The following is a 16231-nucleotide window of genomic DNA, read 5'->3' on the forward strand; positions in this document are numbered from 1 at the left end:
CATGAAGCTGATCAAGGGCGGGACCGTCGTCGGCCCGCAGGGGGCGATCCCGGGCGACGTGCTCGTCATCGGCGAGAAGATCTCCGCGATCTTCATGCCGGGCGACGGGCCGGCCGAGGGCGACTTCGAGGTCATCGACGCGACCGGGAAGTACGTCATCCCCGGCGGCGTGGACGCGCACACCCACATGGAGCTGCCGTTCGGCGGTACCTTCGCCAGCGACACGTTCGACACCGGCACGAGGGCCGCCGCGTTCGGCGGCACCACCACCATCATCGACTTCGCCGTCCAGCGCACCGGGGAGGTGGTCCACGACGGCCTCGCCGCCTGGCACGCCAAGGCGGCCGGCGAGTGCCACGTCGACTACGCGTTCCACCAGATCCTCGGCGGCGTCGACGACGCGTCGCTCAAGGCGATGGACCAGCTCGTCGCCGACGAGGGCGTGACCAGCTTCAAGCTCTTCATGGCGTACCCCGGCGTCTTCTACAGCGACGACGGCCAGATCCTGCGCGCGATGCAGAAGGCCCGGGACAACGGCGCCATGATCATGATGCACGCGGAGAACGGCCCGGCCATCGACGTGCTCGTCAAGCAAGCCTTGGAGCGCGGCGAGACCGACCCGATCCACCACGGCCTCACCCGCCCCGAGGCCCTCGAAGCCGAGGCGACCAGCCGCGCGATCTGGCTGGCCAGCGTCGCCGCCGACTGTCCGCTGTACATCGTGCACCTGTCCGCCTCCAAGGCCCTCGAGCAGGTCGCGGCCGCCCGCGACCTCGGCCGCAACGTGTTCGCCGAGACCTGCCCGCAGTACCTGTACCTCACGCTCGAGGACCAGCTCGGCGCGCCCGGGTTCGAGGGCGCCAAGTGGGTGTGCTCGACCCCGCTGCGCAGCAAGCACGAGAGCCACCGCGCCGACCTGTGGCGGGGCCTGCGCAGCAACGACCTGTCGGTGGTCTCGACCGACCACTGCCCCTTCTGCTTCAAGGACCAGAAGGAGCTGGGCATCGGCGACTTCTCCAAGATCCCCAACGGCATCGGCAGCGTCGAGCACCGCGTCGACCTGCTCTACCAGGGCGTCGTGGACGGCAAGCTCTCGCTGGCCCGCTGGGTGGAGACGATCGCGACCACCCCGGCCCGGATGTTCGGGCTGTACCCGCGCAAGGGCGTCATCGCGCCCGGCTCGGACGCCGACATCGTGCTGTACGACCCCTCGGCGCGCACCCGCATCAGCGTCGAGACGCACCACATGAACATGGACCACTCGGCCTGGGAGGGCTACGAGATCGCCGGCAAGGTCGACACGGTCATCTCCCGCGGGACCGTGATCGTCTCCGGCGACACCTACCACGGCCGCAAGGGCCACGGGCAGTTCCTGCGCCGGGGACTGTCCGACTACCTGCTGTAGAGAAACCTGGGGAAATTCAATGCGTGAGATCAAGCACTGGCTCGACGGTCGGGCCGTGTCCGGCACCAGCGGCAGGCAGCTGCCGGTGTGGGACCCGGCAACCGGCGAGCAGCAGGCGTACGTCGTCGCGGCCACCACCGCGGAGACCGACGCGGCGGTCGCGAGCGCGCTCGCCGCCTTCCCGGCCTGGCGGGCGGCGTCGCTGTCCCGCCGCGCCGAGGTGATGTTCCGCTTCCGCGAGCTCGTCGACGCCAACCGCAAGGAGATCGCGTCGCTGGTCAGCGTCGAGCACGGCAAGACCGTCGCCGACGCCGGCGGCGAGCTGGCCCGCGGGCTGGAGAACATCGAGTTCGCCACCGGCGCGCCGCACCTGCTCAAGGGCGGCTACAGCGAGCAGGCCTCCACCGGCGTCGACGTGTACTCCATCCGCCAGCCGCTGGGCGTCGTCGCCGGCATCACGCCGTTCAACTTCCCGGCGATGGTGCCCATGTGGATGTTCTGCAACGCGCTCGTGTGCGGCAACACGTTCGTGCTCAAGCCCAGCGAGAAGGACCCGTCGGTCTCGCTGCTGCTGGCCGACCTGCTGCGCCAGGCCGGGCTGCCCGACGGCGCGTTCAACGTCGTGCAGGGCGACCGGGAGGCCGTCGAGCGGCTCATCGCCCACCCCGACGTGCAGGCGCTGAGCTTCGTCGGGTCCACGCCGATCGCCCGGGCCGTCTACGAGACCGGCACCCGCGCCGGCAAGCGGGTCCAGGCGCTCGGCGGCGCCAAGAACCACATGGTGGTACTCCCGGACGCCGACGTCGACGCGGCCGCCGACGCCGCCGTCTCGGCCGGCTACGGCTCGGCGGGGGAGCGGTGCATGGCCGTCTCCGTGGTGGTCGCGGTGGGCTCGGTCGCCGACCCGCTCGTCGCCGCGATCAGCGACCGGATCGGCCGGATCGCGGTCGGCCCGGCCACCGACCCGGCCGCGGAGATGGGCCCGCTCATCACCCGCGAGCACCGCGACCGGGTGGCCGGCTACCTCGCCGACCCCGGCACCGCCGAGGTCGTCGTCGACGGGCGCGAGGCACCCGTCAGCAGCGGCCCAGGGTTCTTCCTCGGCGCGTCGCTCGTGGACAAGGTCAGCACCGATTCCCCGCTGTACCAGGACGAGATCTTCGGCCCGGTGCTGTCGGTCGTGCGGGTGGACAGCTACGACGAGGCCGTGCGGCTGATCAACGACAACGAGTACGGCAACGGCACCGCCATCTTCACCCGCGACGGCGGCGCCGCCCGGCAGTTCCAGTACGACGTGATCTGCGGCATGGTCGGCGTCAACGTGCCGGTGCCCGTTCCGGTCGCCTACTACAGCTTCGGCGGCTGGAAGTCCTCGCTCTTCGGCGACCTGCACATGTACGGCCCCGAGGGCATCCAGTTCTACACGCGCAGCAAGGTCGTCACCTCGCGCTGGCCCGACCCGGCCACCTCCGAGGTCGACCTGGGCTTCCCGAAGGTGCGGTGACGTCATGGACATAGGGGTGGTGCTCCAGTGTGACCCGCCCGCGATGGGCTTGGTCGAGCTGGCCAAGCAGGCCGAGGCGGCCGGGTTCAGTCACGTGTGGACGTTCGACTCCCACGTGCTGTGGCAGGAGCCGTTCGTCATCTACAGCAAGATCCTCGCCGACACCGAGCGGGTGATCGTCGGGCCGATGGTGACCAACCCGGGCACCCGCGACTGGACGGTCACCGCGTCGCTGTTCGCCACCCTCAACGAGATGTACGGCAACCGCACCGTCTGCGGCATCGGGCGCGGCGACTCGGCGGTGCGCGTGCTGGGCTCCCGCCCGACCACGCTCGCCGAGCTGCGCGAGTGCGTGCAGGTGATCCGCGAGCTGGGCAACGGCCGGTCGGTGCACCTGCGCGACCGCGACCTTCGGTTCGCGTGGGCGCCCGAGAGCCGGCTCGAGGTGTGGGTGGCCGCCTACGGGCCCAAGGCGCTCGCGCTGACCGGCGAGGTCGGCGACGGGTACATCCTGCAGCTGGCCGACCCGGACATCGCCGCCTGGATGATCAAGGCGGTGCGGGACGCGGCCGAGCGGGCCGGCCGCGACCCGGCGGCGATCAAGTTCTGCGTCGCGGCGCCCGCGTACGTCGGCGACAACCTGGCCCACCAGCGCGACCAGACCCGCTGGTTCGGCGGCATGGTCGGCAACCACGTCGCCGACATCGTGGCCCGCTACGGCGCCGACGGCACTGTGCCGACGGTGCTGACCGACTACATCAAGGGCCGCAAGGGCTACGACTACGCCCAGCACGGCCGGGCCGGCAACGTCCACACCGACTTCGTCCCCGACGAGGTCGTGGACCGCTTCTGCATCCTCGGCCCGATCGAGCACCACCTCAAACGCCTCGCCGAGCTCAAGGAGCTCGGCGTGGACCAGTTCGCCCTGTACCTGCAGCACGACGCGAAGGAGTCCACGCTCGCCGCCTACGGCGAGCATGTCGTCCCGGCCGTCGCATGAGACGAGTCCTCGGTGTCCTCGCGGGGGTCGCCGCCTTTGTCGCTCTCTGGGAGGGCTACAAGGCGGTCGGCAACCCCGAGGGCACCGCCGTCTTCGGGGTGCGGATCCTGCCCCGCGCCGACGATCTGTCCATGCCGCATTTGTACACCGTGCTGCAGCGCCTGGCCCGGCCCGAGCTCGCCGGCGGGCGCCCGATCTGGCGCGTGGTCCTCGACGCGTGCCTGTTCACCCTCGGCGTCACCGCGGCCGGCTTCGCCGCCGGCGTCGTCATCGGCTTCCTGCTCGCCGCGCTCATGCAGCGCTTCCGGGTCGTCGAGCGGGGGCTGCTGCCGTACGTGGTGCTGTCCCAGACCGTGCCGCTGGTCGCGCTCGCGCCGCTGGTGGCCGGGTGGAGCGGCGCGCTGTCGCTGGGACCGTACGCGTGGCAGGACTGGACCTGACCGCCACCATCAAGGGCTGGGCGTACTGCCGCGACAAGCCGGAGGAGTGCCGCGACCTGGTCGTGGCCAAGGGCTCCAAGCTCGGCAAGACCCACCAGCTGTGGCAGATGAACGAGGTCAACAAGCTCGTGTGGCCGGCCACCAAGGGCATCGGCCTGGTCGACGAGGCGGACTGGAACCGCACGGTCGACATCTCGATGAACACCAGGAACCAGACCGGGGACACGGTACTGAAGAAGAAGCCCGAGGGTCTGGCGTACACCAACGACTACATGCAGAAGGCCCTCGACGCCGCGAAGGCCGCGGGCATCGACACCACCGGCAGCTCCTTCGCCCCGCAGACGGTCACCCTGACCGCCGGCGGCGCCTGATCCACCGCACGACCGGGCGGCCGTCCACGAGGGCGGCCGCCCGCGGCATGCCGATGTCACTGCGCACGGGGCACTACCCCAGCTGGTCGCGGCGGCGTGTCAGGTAGGCGATCTCGGCGGTGTTGCCCGCCAGCTCGATGGCTTTGTCGTAGGCCGCGCGCGTGTCCTGGCCGCGGCCCAGCCGGCGCAGCAGATCGGCGCGGGTCGCATGGTAGGCGTGATAGCCGGCCAGCTTGTCGGCAAGACGGTCGACGGCCGCCAGTGCCACCTCCGGGCCGTCGACCTCGGCGACCGCGATGGCCCGGTTGAGGGCGATGATCGGCGAGGGGTCGAGGCGGACGAGCTGGTCGTAGAGGGCGACGACCCGCGACCAGTCGGTGTCGCTTACGTCGCGGGCGGAGGTGTGCACGGCGTTGATCGCTGCCAGGATCTGGTAGCGACCCGGAGCCGCCCCGGCGGCCGGGCGCTCGCGCACCAGCCGATGGCCCTCGGCGACCAGCGCCGCGTCCCAGGCCCCGCGGTCCTGCTCGGCGAGGGTGACCAGTTCGCCGCTCGCCGAGACCCGGGCGGTGCGGCGGGCCTCGGTGAGCAGCATCAGCGCCAGCAGCCCGGCCACCTCACCATCCTCCGGCATCAGCGCACGGATCAGGCGCGTGAGGCGGATCGCCTCGGCGGTCAGGTCATGACGAACTGGGTCGGTGTCCGGACCGGTCGCCAGGTAGCCCTCGTTGAAGACGAGGAAGAGGACGGCCAGCACGCCGGAGACGCGTGCCGGGAGATCCTCCGCGGACGGCACCCGGTACGGGATCCGAGCCGCCTTGATCTTGGCCTTCGCGCGGGTGATCCGCTGCTGCATGGCGGTCTCCTGCACGAGGAAGGCACGGGCGATCTGGGGCACGGTCAGACCGGCGACCATGCGCAGCGTCAGCGCCACGCGGGTCTGCATCGCGAGCGCCGGGTGACAGCACGTGAAGATCAGCCGGAGCCGCTCGTCGTCGATGGCGCCCAGAGGCTCGGGCGGGTCGTCGTACACCAGCTGAGCCTGCTTGTGCTTGTCGTCGCGCTTGTTCTCCCTCCGGATCCAGTCGATGGCCTTGCGGGTGGCGGTGGTGGTCAGCCAGGCACCGGGGTTGGGGGGTACGCCGTCGGCCGGCCACCGCTCGACGGCGGTTGCGAACGCCTCGGCCGATGCCTCCTCGGCGATGTCGAGGTCACCGAAACGCCTGGTCAGGGCGGCGACCACCCGCGCCCATTCATCGCGGTGGGCGTGGGTGATCGCTTCCTGGACGTCGACCACATTCACAGGATCGGCCGCACCTCGACCTTCCGGTTGCAGGCCTTCGACCCCTCGGCGGCGAGCTTGAGCGCCACGTCGAGGTCGGGCGCCTCCATGATCCAGAAGCCGATGATGTACTCCTTCGACTCCAGGAAGGGCCCGTCGGTGAACAGCGGCTCCTCACCGCGGTTGTCGATGACGGTGGCCGAGGCGGGCGCCGCGAGGCCACCGGCGAACACCCGGTGACCCTCCGCCTGGAGCCGGTCGTTGAACGCGTCGATGGCCGCCATCTCGTCCGGGGTGGCAAGGCCGGCCGTGTCGTCGATCACGGAAACCAGGTACTGCATCTCGGATCATCTCCTGTGGTTCGGAGCGCCCATCGTGGGCTGCCGCTCACCCCTGCTACGAACACCGCTGCCCCGATCCGACACTTCTTTCAAGAACTTCCTGGTATGCGTCAGGCGGGCAGCGGGTCCGCGGTGCCGTGCGGGACCGCCGGGCGGCAGCGCCACAGCCGCCCCGCGGTGAGCCGCAGCCCGCGCCAGAATGCCTCAGCCGACGCCTGCGGGCGATCAGGTGATGGCGAGCAGCACTGCCTGCCTGCCGGCCGCGGCGGTCTGGTAGAAACGGCGAAGTTCGGTGAAATGCGGGGCAAGGTAGCTGTCAAACTCGTCGGCGCCATCCATCCAGATCGTTGGATAGATGTCCGCGGCCGTCATCGCCTGCGGGTCAAAACGGGCGCGGAGCGACTCGATGCTCAGCCCATCCAGCGCGGCGGCAATCGTGCGGACGGCTTCGGGGCGCAGCAGCCGGGCCGGCCCGTAGCCACCATCCGCGCCGATCTCCTCGCCGCCGAGGATTGCCGCTCCGGCCGGGTCCGCACCGGTTTCCCAGGCGGTGCCGGTCAGCAGGTAATGGATGCCGTGCCAGGACTTGTCCAGATCCAGTTCAGGTTCGGGCATCTCGGCCTGATCGTCATCGAGGTCGCCGTAGAGCAGGTCGTCGACCTTCGCCGGGTCCTCCAGTACCGCCTGCAGCTCATCGGCGGATAGCCGCCGCCCGACCAATACCATGCCCACAGGTGCGGTCCTTCCGTCAATCGCACAGCGCACCGTGTCGTCAGGCGGCCGTGGTCGCACAGTCTGCGTGATCCGCGCACGGCGCGGCAACCGGCGACGTTCAGGAACTGGCGGATGTGATCCGGCCGAGCCAGTGCGCGGCCTCATCGTCGGTCAACGGCCCGTGTACGGCGACGTGTGGGGTCATGAGCGGGTATACCCGCAACGCCGCCAGCCTCCCCAGTTCACCAGCCGGCACCGCATCCTGCACACTGACCACGACAGCCCTTGTCTTTGTCATGGTCTCCTTCAGCAAGAACCATGATCAGACAAGGGCTGCTCTCGTGAGCAATCAGGGTCACATCGACGGACCGGCAGGTTAAACAAAAAGCTTTAGAAGTTGTTCCAGTACTGGTAAACGATGTGTGTTGTCGAGTGCCACTGCGTGTCGAACCAGACGTCGTACTGCGGAATACCGAAGTTGACCGAGAACAGCGGCACCTTGCCCTGCGGCACCTTTTGCACATACATGGTCTCGAGCGTGGTGAGGCCCCCGGCCTTCGGGCTGGACCAGGAGTCTCCGGTGGTTGTGGCACCCGCCGCTGTCACCTTGAATCCGGAACAGACCGTTGGGGTGACCGCGGCTGAAAACACACCGATGTTCAGTCCGATCGTGAGCGGGCTGGTGCAGGAGACGTTGGAGGTAAAGCTCCCGGTGCCGTCGTAGACCGCGCTGAGTGCGCCGATGTTCGAGTACGCTGACTGGTTCATCGCCGCCGGGTAGTCGCGACTGCCCTTGGTGAAGGTCCACTTCGACTGAAGCACGATTCCGTAGTAGTCGGCCGTGCTGTCGGTGTCAGCGAACTTCAGCTTGTAGACGCAGAACTTCACGGTTCCTTGCGGGTTGGGATAGGGAAAGATCCCGATGGTCGGGTAGCCGCCAAACCACGAAGTGGCGGTGGGGGTGCAGGAACTCTTCGCGATGCTGGCCGAAACGCTGCTGCTCCACGCGTGTGCGGGCGTCGCGAATCCGGTGACGGCAAGCAGTACGAAAGCGGCTGTGGCTGTGACTCGAGCCGACCACTGGCGCCAGCGGCGGTTCAAGCCCGTTGGGTGTTGCGTTGCAGGTCCCCGTGTGTCATACACGTCTGACTCTCCCATCGACGAACATATCGCGGTAGAAACGCAGGACCGGCACAGCGTAGCGGCGCTCGTCGAGCAGTGCGAGCGCGAGCATCGCGTTACTTACGCATCGAGGCTGGCGATCGTGACGCGCCTGGCCAGCGGCGCTAAGTGGTCCTCGCCGTTAATCCTTCGGGGGTCCTTTTCGGGGGTTGAGGTCGGTGAGGTAGAGGCCGAGGGCGTCTTGGGCGGTACCGATCGGCAGGCCGTTGGGTAGGACGGAGTCTTGGTAGCCGTCGCGGCTGGCGAGGTAGATCGCGAAGCCCCAGAGGTGGGCTGAGTGTTGATAGCGCAGTCGCATCAGCGGGATGCGGTCGCCGTCGGGTAGGTCGGCGTCGACATAGGCGAACCCGGCCAGTATTGCGGCTCTTCGAAATTAACGGGGGTCGAGATGCCCGCGGCTTTGCGGGTGGTGGCGGTTCGGGTTCGTAGTCGCTGGTTAACGGGGTTACGGAAGCCGTAGGCGTCGCGGGCGACGGTCTTGATGACCCGGTTGGTGCCTTCGGAGCCGGCGTTGGTGATCCCGGTGTGCAGGAACGCCAGGATTTCCGGCACGTACATCGCGGACTCGTCGCCGGCGACGGCGCTCACCCCGTCGCCCCGCAGCACCGTCGCCGGGTCCGGCGGCAGCGCCGGCTGCGCGCCGCCCGCCAGCGCCAGCGCCACGGCGATCAGGAGGGTGGCCGCCCACCAGCGCCGGCCGGGCCGCCGTGTCGCACCACGGGGTCGCGCATCAAGATCGATCACCATGGCCATTCGCCGAGCTTCCCACGGGCGGCTGCGGGTGCCGAAAACCATGTCCGGGCAGGTCAAGCGGCGTGTTCGTACTCGTGGAGGAGACCGCCGAGCCGATCGTGTCGGCGGATGTTGAGGTGTGTGATTGTGCTGGGGTCGGTGATCGGTGCGAGTAGCGGATGCAGGGGGCGGGCGTTGTTGATGCCGCGGTGGGGTCGGTGCGCGTTGTAGTGCCGCTCGTACTGGCGCAGGGCGTGCAGTAAATGTGGCTGGTTCCAGATCAACGTGCGGTCCAGCAGCTCTCGTCGGCAGGTCTGGATCCACCGTTCCATGACCGCGTTCATCCGGGGCACCCGCCCTGACCTACCTCGGTCGGCCCAGCAGACCATCGAGGACGCTGTCGAGCGCGGCGGACGGTGGGGCGCCGTCGAAGCCGAACGTCACCACCGCGCAGGCATCGCGGGTGACCCGCACCTCGCGGGTCTCCCCGACCACGTCGCGCAGCATCAGCACGTCCACCGTCTTCGGCGGGGACGAACAGTTCAGGTACGGGATCTCGCCCTCGGCCGTCTTCGCCGCCGCCTCCACCGCCGTTGCGGTGTCGCGGGCGACGCCGCGGTCGGTGACCTGGCGGGTGCGGTCCCAGTTGCCGTCGGGGCCGCGCACGTATCGGCATGCGGTGACGACCGCGAGAGGCACCGGCAGATAGCGGTGGTCCTGCCCGTAGGTGTAGATCCAGACGTCGGAGGCCGGGTCCGGGCTGTACCTGCCGTCGGCTGGTCCGCTGGTGAGCCGCTGGACGCAGCCGGCCGGGGGCACGTCGGCCGGTCTGGCCACCGCGAGCTCCTGCGCTGTGAACCGGGCGTCGAACGCCTCCACCGCGTCGCCGCCCTGATAGCGGGTGATCGCGCCGCGCCGGACGAACCCGCAGGCGTTGGCGAGTTCGACGGTCGCCTTCGCGCCGTCGCCGTACTCAAGGGTGAGGTACCCGCCGCCGTCGCCGATTTGGCCGCAGGGGTCGATGTCGGGTTCGGCCGGGAGCCCGTTCAGCACGGCGACCAGGCCAGCGACATCGCGGGTGAGGACGAGCCGCCGCGGCGGGCCTGGGCGCCCACGAGGCAGCTCGGGCACCGGGTTGTAACGGCACAAGACGGCACGGACCGCGCCGGACGGCGCCAGGTTGCCGGGCGCGGTGGACGGCAGGCCCGAGTTCCCCGCGGACGCGAACTGTGGCGGCATCGCCGGGCAGTCGCCGGCGACCGGCCGTTGCGGACCGGCTGTCCCGTTCGTGTCTGGACGGGCGGTGGCGATCGCGACTGCCCCGCCGAGCAGGACGACGGCGACGCACGCTGCGGCCAGGGCGCTGGCGCGCAGCTGCCGGCGACGCACTCGGCGGCCGACCGCGGGCAGCCGATCGGGCGGCGCCGCGAGTTCGGGCACCAGCCTGTCGAGGAGCCGGCCGATCTCGCGGCCGCCGTCAGGATGCGTCATGATGCTCAACTCCTTCGTCGGTGAGCAGCGATCGCACGGTGGCGTCCGCGCGCAGCGTCTGCAGAGCCCGGAAGGCCAGGGTCTTCACGGTGCCGGCTGAGCAGCCCAGCAGCTCGGCCGTCTCGGCGACCGTGCGGTCCTCGACGTAGCGCAGGACGACCACCGCCCGCTGGCGAACGGTCAGGCGCGCCAGCGCGCGGCGCAGCCCGTCGCGGCCGGCCGAGTCGGCGGCGACGTCTTCGGCGCCGGCCCGGTCAGGCGGCGCCGCGCTCGGCAGTTCCCCGCGCCAGTGCCGCCGCCACCAGCTCATGTACGTGTTGTAGAGCACCCGCCGGACGTACCCCTCGGGATTGCCGCCCTCGGCGATCCTGTTCCAGTGCTGCCAACTGCGGGCAAGCGCGGTCTGCAACAGGTCCTCGGCGCGCCCGGCGTCGCCGGTCAGCAGCCACGCCGCGCGCAGCAGCGCATGGGAGCGCGCGGCCACGAACTCGGCAAAGCCTTCGGGTGGTGCGGGTGCTCGGGTCATCCGGGTCCTCCTGCCGGTACAACCGGGTGGAAGCCGCCCGCGGTTGACAGGACATGGTGGATGACAGGCAGAGCGCATAACTATCGGCGGACCGCGATGACGATCACGTCAGCTGTAAACCGACCTATCTACCTATCCTGTACCTCATGGTTGTCGACCCACCGACAACGGTCAGCGCCGTATTTCAGCCCCCGTTAGGCGGCCGCATCTGCGGCCAGAAAGGGGGCTATCCGTGTCTCGTACAGGCAAGGATGGTCCGCATCATCCACGAACCGGGCTGAGACTTCTTGTCGGTGTTGGCGGTCCGCCCCGCTCTGGTGCCGCTCGGCATGCTCCATGCGTCATCTCTGATCTGCCGACCTTCTCTGCCGTGGCCGCGCGCCAACGAGGCCGGGTGCGCGGATCTGCCGCGACCCGCGCGCTACGAAGCGTCACGACGAGTCGAGGTCGCCCAGCTTACGGACATGCCGATGACACGGTGTTTTACATTTTTACATGACGGTGACGAGTGACAGCGTGGCCACCTCTGGATGCTGTCGGGCACGGTGCACTCCCGGTTCAAGCGCCACGTGCGCCAGTGCTTTCGCTACCAGACCACGTACAGGTCGACGCTGCCCCGGGCAACGCAGCCGTAGTAGTACCTGATCTCGTGGTCGAACTTCTCGATGATGCTATCGGCGAGTTCGGGGTAGGCGGCGAGGACGCGTTCGATCTTGTCCCACATGATGGCCAGGTCCCCGGCGGTGCGGTACCCGTTGATGCCGTAGCAGGGAACATCCGAACCGAAGGCATACTCGCTGTCCCCCTCGTGGTACGCACTGTGGTGCGCGACCTGGATCGGCGCCTCCGCGATCTTCTCCCAGGCAGCGGTCCTTTCATCCCAGTCGCCGCTGTCGCTGAGCACGCCCGTCAGATCGATCCGTTGTGGGGTGTCGGCCGCAAAGAGGAAGTGGCCGAACCAGTCCGGATCCGGGTACTTGCCGAGGTCGTACCAGCCGAGCCGGCGCCGCTGCCCGGCGGTGAACGTCAGGCGGGGCCAGGTAAAGCGCGCGCGAAGTTCCTCGTCGGTCAGGGTCGAGTAGCTCGCCGCCGCGCTCCAGTCCGGCGCAGTGTCCGAGTCCGGATCAAGGGCCTCGAACAGGAGTCCGTCGACCCACTTCTCGTCATCGGGGTGTTCGAGCAGCCGGGCCAGCAAGGTCGCCGGAATCTCTTTGTACATCGGGTACATTCCCATCGCGCTACGGTAAGGGCAGCCGTAACAGAGACTCGGCGGGCCTTCCGCGGCATGGCTAAGGTTTGACTGCGAACGGGGCGGGGCCGCCGCGTTCCAGTCGGCGTTCATAATCACCGATACGTCCTTGGCGAGCACGTCTGCCGCGATCCGGGCGGTCGCCCAACACGCGAGAAACCCCGGTTGTGCGTGATCGGCATAGCGTGTGCGGTTGCGCGGCCACCACCTCATGAGAGGCAACATGGCACCCATGTCCCTAACTACCCCCACGCTGCAGACCGCTCGCCTGCGACTGCGTCCGTTCAACGACGCCGACGCGAACGCCCTCTTCGCGCTGCACAGCAGCGCCTACGTGCTGCGCTACTGGGACGCGCCGCCCTGGAGCGAGCGGGTACGCGCCGAGCGGTTCATCCTGGCTTGCCGGCAGATGGCAGAGGAAGGCACCGGGACACGGCTGGCCATGGACCGTGTTTCCGACGGGGCGTTCATCGGCTGGTGCAGTCTGACCCGGTGGAACCCGGACTACCGCAGCGCGTCGATGGGCTACTGCCTCGACGATGCAGCATGGGGCCACGGCTACGCGACTGAGGCTGCGCACGCCTTGCTGAAGTGGGCATTCGACACCTTGGACCTGAATCGAGTCCAGGCCGAGACCGATACGCGCAACGCGGCGTCTGCTCGCGTCCTGGAGAAGCTCGGATTCGTGCGTGAAGGGACGTTGCGCGAAGACTGCGTCGTGAACGGCGAGGTCTCGGACTCGTGGGTGTACGGGCTGATCAGGCGGGAGTGGCGGCCGTCGTCCAAGGCGGGTCCCGCCCGCTGAGTCCTCCTCGCTCGCGAGACGGCGCCGCCTCCGGCTGCTTCGTTCCGCTCGACGCAGTGCACTCTCATGCCGCGAGGCGGCTCGTTGGCTCGCGTGACGGTGGGAACACGGCCGCCGTCTGACGCGGCGCCACGCCGCGTGGCAGCTATCGGTCATCTTCCCGCCGCGCGGTTGCCCATGCATGCTCGGACTCGTCTCGACCGATCTCCCGTTCCGACGTCGGCGTGCTGGGCGGCGCGCTGATCTACCTGAGCCGGTTCGCGGTCGAGGCGCGGCAGCGCCAGCAGGCGCAGGGGTGCGCCCAGACGACCTACCCGCCGGTTCGCCGGCCGTGCGCCGGACCCGGTGACTCCCTTGACACTTTCCCGCGCGGGACATAGCGTGCCGTCAAACTAGCAGGAAACTTAACAGTTTCGCTGGAGGATGCCGTGCACCGTTCCCCGCGCAACCTGCTGCTCGCCTCCGCCGTGGCGGTCGCGACCGCTGCCACCGGCGCCGCCTGGCTGCTGACGGCCTCCCCGGCCAGCGCCGCGGTGAGCCTCTCCGACGTCGTGCCCGTGCCGGTGTCGGTGCAGCCCTCGGCCGGCGTGACCTACACGCTGCCGTCGAACGCCGCGATCCAGGCTGCGTCCGGCGCCACCGACGTCGGCGACTACCTGGCCGGCGTCCTGCGCCCGTCGACTGGCTACGCGCTGCCGGTCTCCACCACCACCGGCACGCCGACGAGCGGCATCGGGCTGCTGCTGTCCGGCGCCGACGCGAGCGTGGGCGCCGAGGGCTACCAGCTCGACGTGACGGCCTCGGTGGTCACGATCCGGGCCCAGACGGTGGCCGGGCTGTTCCACGGCGTGCAGACGCTGCGGCAGCTGCTGCCGGCGACGGTCGAGGCGAAGACCGTCCAGAGCGGACCGTGGACGATCACCGGCGGCCGGATCGTCGACTACCCACGCTACGGGTACCGCGGCGCGATGCTCGACGTGTCCCGGCACTTCTTCGCCCCCGATGTGGTGAAGCGGTACATCGACGAGATCGCGCAGTACAAGATCAATGTCTTGCACCTGCACCTCTCCGACGACCAGGGCTGGCGCATCGTGATCGACGCCTGGCCGCAGCTGGCGACCGTGGGCGGCAGCACCCAGGTGGGCGGCGGCGCGGGCGGCTACTACACCAAGGCACAGTACTCCGACCTGGTCTCCTACGCGGCGTCGCGGCAGATCACCATCGCGCCCGAGATCGACATGCCCGGCCACGTCAACGCCGCGCTCGCCTCCTACGCGCAGCTCAACTGCAACAACACGGCCCCGCCGCTCTACACCGGCACGAACGTCGGCTTCAGCTCGCTGTGCGTCAGCAAGGAGGTCACGTACACGTTCGTGCAGCAGGTGCTCAACGAACTCGCCGCCATCACCCCCGGGCCGTATCTGCACATCGGCGGCGACGAGGCGTCGAGCACGCCGGCGGCTGACTACACCACGTTCATGAACCGCGTGCAGCCCTTCGTCGGCGCGGCCGGCAAGACCGTCATCGGCTGGCACCAGATCGGGAAGGCCAACCACACGACGAACCGTGTCGCGCAGTACTGGGGAACGTCCACATCGGACGCGGACCTGAGCGCCGCGGTGAGCAAGGGCGACAAGATCCTGCTGTCGCCGGCGAACAAGGCGTACCTCGACATGAAGTACACCAACTCGACCCCGCTCGGCCAGACGTGGGCCGGCCTGATCGAGGTGCAGACCGCCTACAACTGGGACCCGGGCGCCTACCTCTCCGGCGTGGCGGCCAGCGCGATCCTCGGCGTCGAGGCTCCACTGTGGACCGAGACGATCACCAAGCTGGCCGACATCGAGTTCATGGCGTTCCCGCGGCTGCCGGCGCTGGCCGAGCTGGCGTGGTCGCCGCAGTCGGCACGTAACTGGGACACGTTCAAGGTGCGGCTCGGCGCGCAGGGTCCGCGGTGGACGGTGCAGGGGATCAACTACTACAGCTCGCCGCAGGTCCCGTGGGGCACGCAGCAGACGACGCGCAGCGCGTACACCCAGATCCGGGCCGAGAGCTACAGCGCCCAGTCCGGGACGCAGACCGAGACCACCACCGACACCGGCGGCGGCCAGAACGTCGGCTACATCACGCCCGGCGACATGCTCGCCTACGACCTCGACTTCGGCGCGGCGTCGCCGGCCTCGGTCACGACCCGACTGGCCTCCGGCGCGTCCAGCGGCACCATCCAGTACCGCCTGGACTCCACCACCGGCCCGATCATCGCCAGCGTCCCGGTCACCTCCACCGGCGGCTGGCAGACCTGGACCAGCACCACCACCAACCTGACCGGCGCGGCCACCGGCGTGCACCGGCTGTACCTCACCTTTACTGGCACCGCAGGCGTCGACTTCGTCAACCTCAACTGGCTTCAGTTCAACGCCGGCGCCGGACTGCCCAATGCGTACAGCGTGCGGCGGGCGGAGAGCTTCAGCAGCCAGTCCGGCACCCAGACCGAGACCACCACCGACACCGGCGGCGGCCAGAACGTCGGCTACATCACGCCCGGCGACTGGCTCGGCTACACCAACATGGACTTCGGCACCCCGACCGCGGCGTCGGTGACCACGCGGCTGGCGTCCGGCGCGTCCAGCGGCACCATCCAGTACCGCCTGGACTCCACCACCGGCCCGATCATCGCCAGCGTCCCGGTCACCTCCACCGGCGGCTGGCAGACCTGGATTAGCACCACCACCAACCTTTCCGGCTCGGCCACCGGCGTCCACACGGTGTTCCTCACCTTCACCGGCACGGCAGGCGTCGACTTCGTCAACCTCAACTGGTTCCAGTTCAACCGGTAGCGCCTGTTTCGCGCTGTGCGGCCGGCTTGCGGGGCGACCAGGATGTCGCGCTGGATGGCCTGGTCCACGCGGTGGCGGAACGCGTCGTAGGGTGCGTCGTCGAGCACCTCGAGGCCGGCGGCGGCGAGCACGCCGCCGGCCTCCTCGCGCCGCGCCACGATCAAGGGCCTGGTTGAGCGTGGTACCGCGGCCGCACACGCCGGCGTGACGAGGAGTCCCGTGGCAAGCAGCCGATCGGGCCCGCAGACCTTCAGCCGCAAGGTCGTCTACGGCTGTGGTGTGGCTATCGATTCGATGGGTCCTGAGGGGAGAGCACGTTCGGTCGCGGTACCCGTCGCAGGTCCGGCCGTCC

The 16231-nt window shown here is 69.3% G+C and carries 17 protein-coding genes; 7 read left to right on the forward strand and 10 right to left on the reverse strand.

Annotated features, from left to right (window positions below; translation table 11 throughout):
- Window position 1 precedes the first annotated feature (1 nt).
- From hydA to ACGFI8_RS15870, 5 genes are read left to right on the forward strand one after another with little or no spacing between them, the layout of a single operon-like run.
- The gene (gene hydA / locus ACGFI8_RS15850; RefSeq protein ID WP_392805397.1) at window positions 2-1405 is read left to right on the forward strand and encodes a dihydropyrimidinase; all 1404 of its coding nucleotides are present in this window, start codon (window positions 2-4) and stop codon (window positions 1403-1405) included.
- 19 nt (window positions 1406-1424) lie between these two features.
- Window positions 1425-2909 carry a CoA-acylating methylmalonate-semialdehyde dehydrogenase gene (locus ACGFI8_RS15855; RefSeq protein WP_392804969.1) on the forward strand — a complete coding sequence of 495 codons (1485 nt, stop codon included), beginning with the start codon at window positions 1425-1427 and terminating at the stop codon, window positions 2907-2909.
- Window positions 2910-2913: 4 nt separating this feature from the next.
- A complete protein-coding gene (locus tag ACGFI8_RS15860) occupies window positions 2914-3909 on the forward strand; it encodes a TIGR03842 family LLM class F420-dependent oxidoreductase (protein WP_392804971.1) in 996 nt (331 codons plus the stop codon).
- A complete protein-coding gene (locus tag ACGFI8_RS15865; protein ID WP_392804974.1) occupies window positions 3906-4349 on the forward strand; it encodes a hypothetical protein in 444 nt (147 codons plus the stop codon). The genes ACGFI8_RS15860 and ACGFI8_RS15865 overlap by 4 nt, the downstream gene beginning before the upstream one ends.
- Window positions 4331-4720 carry a hypothetical protein gene (locus tag ACGFI8_RS15870; RefSeq protein WP_392804977.1) on the forward strand — a complete coding sequence of 130 codons (390 nt, stop codon included), beginning with the start codon at window positions 4331-4333 and terminating at the stop codon, window positions 4718-4720. The genes ACGFI8_RS15865 and ACGFI8_RS15870 overlap by 19 nt, the downstream gene beginning before the upstream one ends.
- Window positions 4721-4793: 73 nt before the next feature.
- On the opposite strand, the gene ACGFI8_RS15875 is transcribed toward ACGFI8_RS15870, so the two are convergent.
- The 10 genes from ACGFI8_RS15875 to ACGFI8_RS15920 form a co-directional block, all read right to left on the reverse strand.
- On the reverse strand, window positions 4794-6017 hold the full coding sequence (locus ACGFI8_RS15875; RefSeq protein WP_392805400.1) for an RNA polymerase sigma factor: 1224 nt from the start codon (window positions 6015-6017) through the stop codon (window positions 4794-4796).
- 2 nt (window positions 6018-6019) lie between these two features.
- Window positions 6020-6343 (reverse strand): YciI family protein, encoded by a 324-nt coding sequence (locus ACGFI8_RS15880; protein ID WP_392804980.1) that lies wholly within the window; start codon window positions 6341-6343, stop codon window positions 6020-6022.
- Window positions 6344-6568: 225 nt separating this feature from the next.
- Complete coding sequence (locus tag ACGFI8_RS15885; RefSeq protein ID WP_392805402.1) at window positions 6569-7069, reverse strand: YfbM family protein; 501 nt, start codon at window positions 7067-7069, stop codon at window positions 6569-6571.
- A 378-nt stretch (window positions 7070-7447) separates the two neighbouring features.
- Entirely contained in the window at window positions 7448-8158 is a 711-nt protein-coding gene (locus tag ACGFI8_RS15890; protein WP_392804983.1) for a hypothetical protein, read from the reverse strand.
- Between the two features lie 202 nt (window positions 8159-8360).
- Window positions 8361-8537 (reverse strand): hypothetical protein, encoded by a 177-nt coding sequence (locus tag ACGFI8_RS15895; protein WP_392804986.1) that lies wholly within the window; start codon window positions 8535-8537, stop codon window positions 8361-8363.
- Window positions 8537-8992, reverse strand: a complete 456-nt coding sequence (locus tag ACGFI8_RS15900) for a transposase (RefSeq protein ID WP_392804989.1) — start codon at window positions 8990-8992, stop codon at window positions 8537-8539. The genes ACGFI8_RS15895 and ACGFI8_RS15900 overlap by 1 nt, the downstream gene beginning before the upstream one ends.
- Window positions 8993-9045: 53 nt before the next feature.
- Complete coding sequence (locus ACGFI8_RS15905; protein WP_392804991.1) at window positions 9046-9360, reverse strand: integrase core domain-containing protein; 315 nt, start codon at window positions 9358-9360, stop codon at window positions 9046-9048.
- On the reverse strand, window positions 9335-10462 hold the full coding sequence (locus ACGFI8_RS15910; protein WP_392804993.1) for a hypothetical protein: 1128 nt from the start codon (window positions 10460-10462) through the stop codon (window positions 9335-9337). Before ACGFI8_RS15910 ends, ACGFI8_RS15905 begins: the two co-directional genes overlap by 26 nt.
- Window positions 10449-10988: a SigE family RNA polymerase sigma factor gene (locus tag ACGFI8_RS15915; RefSeq protein WP_392804995.1), complete on the reverse strand. Its 540-nt coding sequence runs from the start codon at window positions 10986-10988 to the stop codon at window positions 10449-10451. The genes ACGFI8_RS15910 and ACGFI8_RS15915 overlap by 14 nt, the downstream gene beginning before the upstream one ends.
- Before the next feature lie 586 nt (window positions 10989-11574).
- Window positions 11575-12450: a hypothetical protein gene (locus ACGFI8_RS15920; RefSeq protein WP_392804998.1), complete on the reverse strand. Its 876-nt coding sequence runs from the start codon at window positions 12448-12450 to the stop codon at window positions 11575-11577.
- A 19-nt stretch (window positions 12451-12469) separates the two neighbouring features.
- Between ACGFI8_RS15920 and ACGFI8_RS15925 the strand changes: the two genes are divergently transcribed.
- Both ACGFI8_RS15925 and ACGFI8_RS15930 read left to right on the forward strand, forming a co-directional pair.
- Window positions 12470-13042: a GNAT family N-acetyltransferase gene (locus ACGFI8_RS15925; RefSeq protein ID WP_392805001.1), complete on the forward strand. Its 573-nt coding sequence runs from the start codon at window positions 12470-12472 to the stop codon at window positions 13040-13042.
- Between the two features lie 428 nt (window positions 13043-13470).
- The gene (locus ACGFI8_RS15930) at window positions 13471-15879 is read left to right on the forward strand and encodes a family 20 glycosylhydrolase (RefSeq protein WP_392805004.1); all 2409 of its coding nucleotides are present in this window, start codon (window positions 13471-13473) and stop codon (window positions 15877-15879) included.
- The last annotated feature ends 352 nt before the right edge of the window (window positions 15880-16231 follow it).

Origin of the sequence: Dactylosporangium sp. NPDC048998, from assembly GCF_043197855.1 — a bacterium.
Classification (GTDB): Bacteria; Actinomycetota; Actinomycetes; order Mycobacteriales; family Micromonosporaceae; genus Dactylosporangium.

Coding starts and splice junctions, on each gene's coding strand:
- hydA (WP_392805397.1), top strand. CDS start 2: ATGAAGCTGATCAAGGGCGGGACCGTCGTCGGCCCGCAGGGGGCGATC.
- ACGFI8_RS15855 (WP_392804969.1), top strand. CDS start 1,425: ATGCGTGAGATCAAGCACTGGCTCGACGGTCGGGCCGTGTCCGGCACC.
- ACGFI8_RS15860 (WP_392804971.1), top strand. CDS start 2,914: ATGGACATAGGGGTGGTGCTCCAGTGTGACCCGCCCGCGATGGGCTTG.
- ACGFI8_RS15865 (WP_392804974.1), top strand. CDS start 3,906: ATGAGACGAGTCCTCGGTGTCCTCGCGGGGGTCGCCGCCTTTGTCGCT.
- ACGFI8_RS15880 (WP_392804980.1), bottom strand. CDS start 6,343: ATGCAGTACCTGGTTTCCGTGATCGACGACACGGCCGGCCTTGCCACC.
- ACGFI8_RS15885 (WP_392805402.1), bottom strand. CDS start 7,069: ATGGTATTGGTCGGGCGGCGGCTATCCGCCGATGAGCTGCAGGCGGTA.
- ACGFI8_RS15895 (WP_392804986.1), bottom strand. CDS start 8,537: ATGCGACTGCGCTATCAACACTCAGCCCACCTCTGGGGCTTCGCGATC.
- ACGFI8_RS15900 (WP_392804989.1), bottom strand. CDS start 8,992: ATGGCCATGGTGATCGATCTTGATGCGCGACCCCGTGGTGCGACACGG.
- ACGFI8_RS15905 (WP_392804991.1), bottom strand. CDS start 9,360: ATGGTCTGCTGGGCCGACCGAGGTAGGTCAGGGCGGGTGCCCCGGATG.
- ACGFI8_RS15910 (WP_392804993.1), bottom strand. CDS start 10,462: ATGACGCATCCTGACGGCGGCCGCGAGATCGGCCGGCTCCTCGACAGG.
- ACGFI8_RS15915 (WP_392804995.1), bottom strand. CDS start 10,988: ATGACCCGAGCACCCGCACCACCCGAAGGCTTTGCCGAGTTCGTGGCC.
- ACGFI8_RS15920 (WP_392804998.1), bottom strand. CDS start 12,450: ATGAGGTGGTGGCCGCGCAACCGCACACGCTATGCCGATCACGCACAA.
- ACGFI8_RS15925 (WP_392805001.1), top strand. CDS start 12,470: ATGTCCCTAACTACCCCCACGCTGCAGACCGCTCGCCTGCGACTGCGT.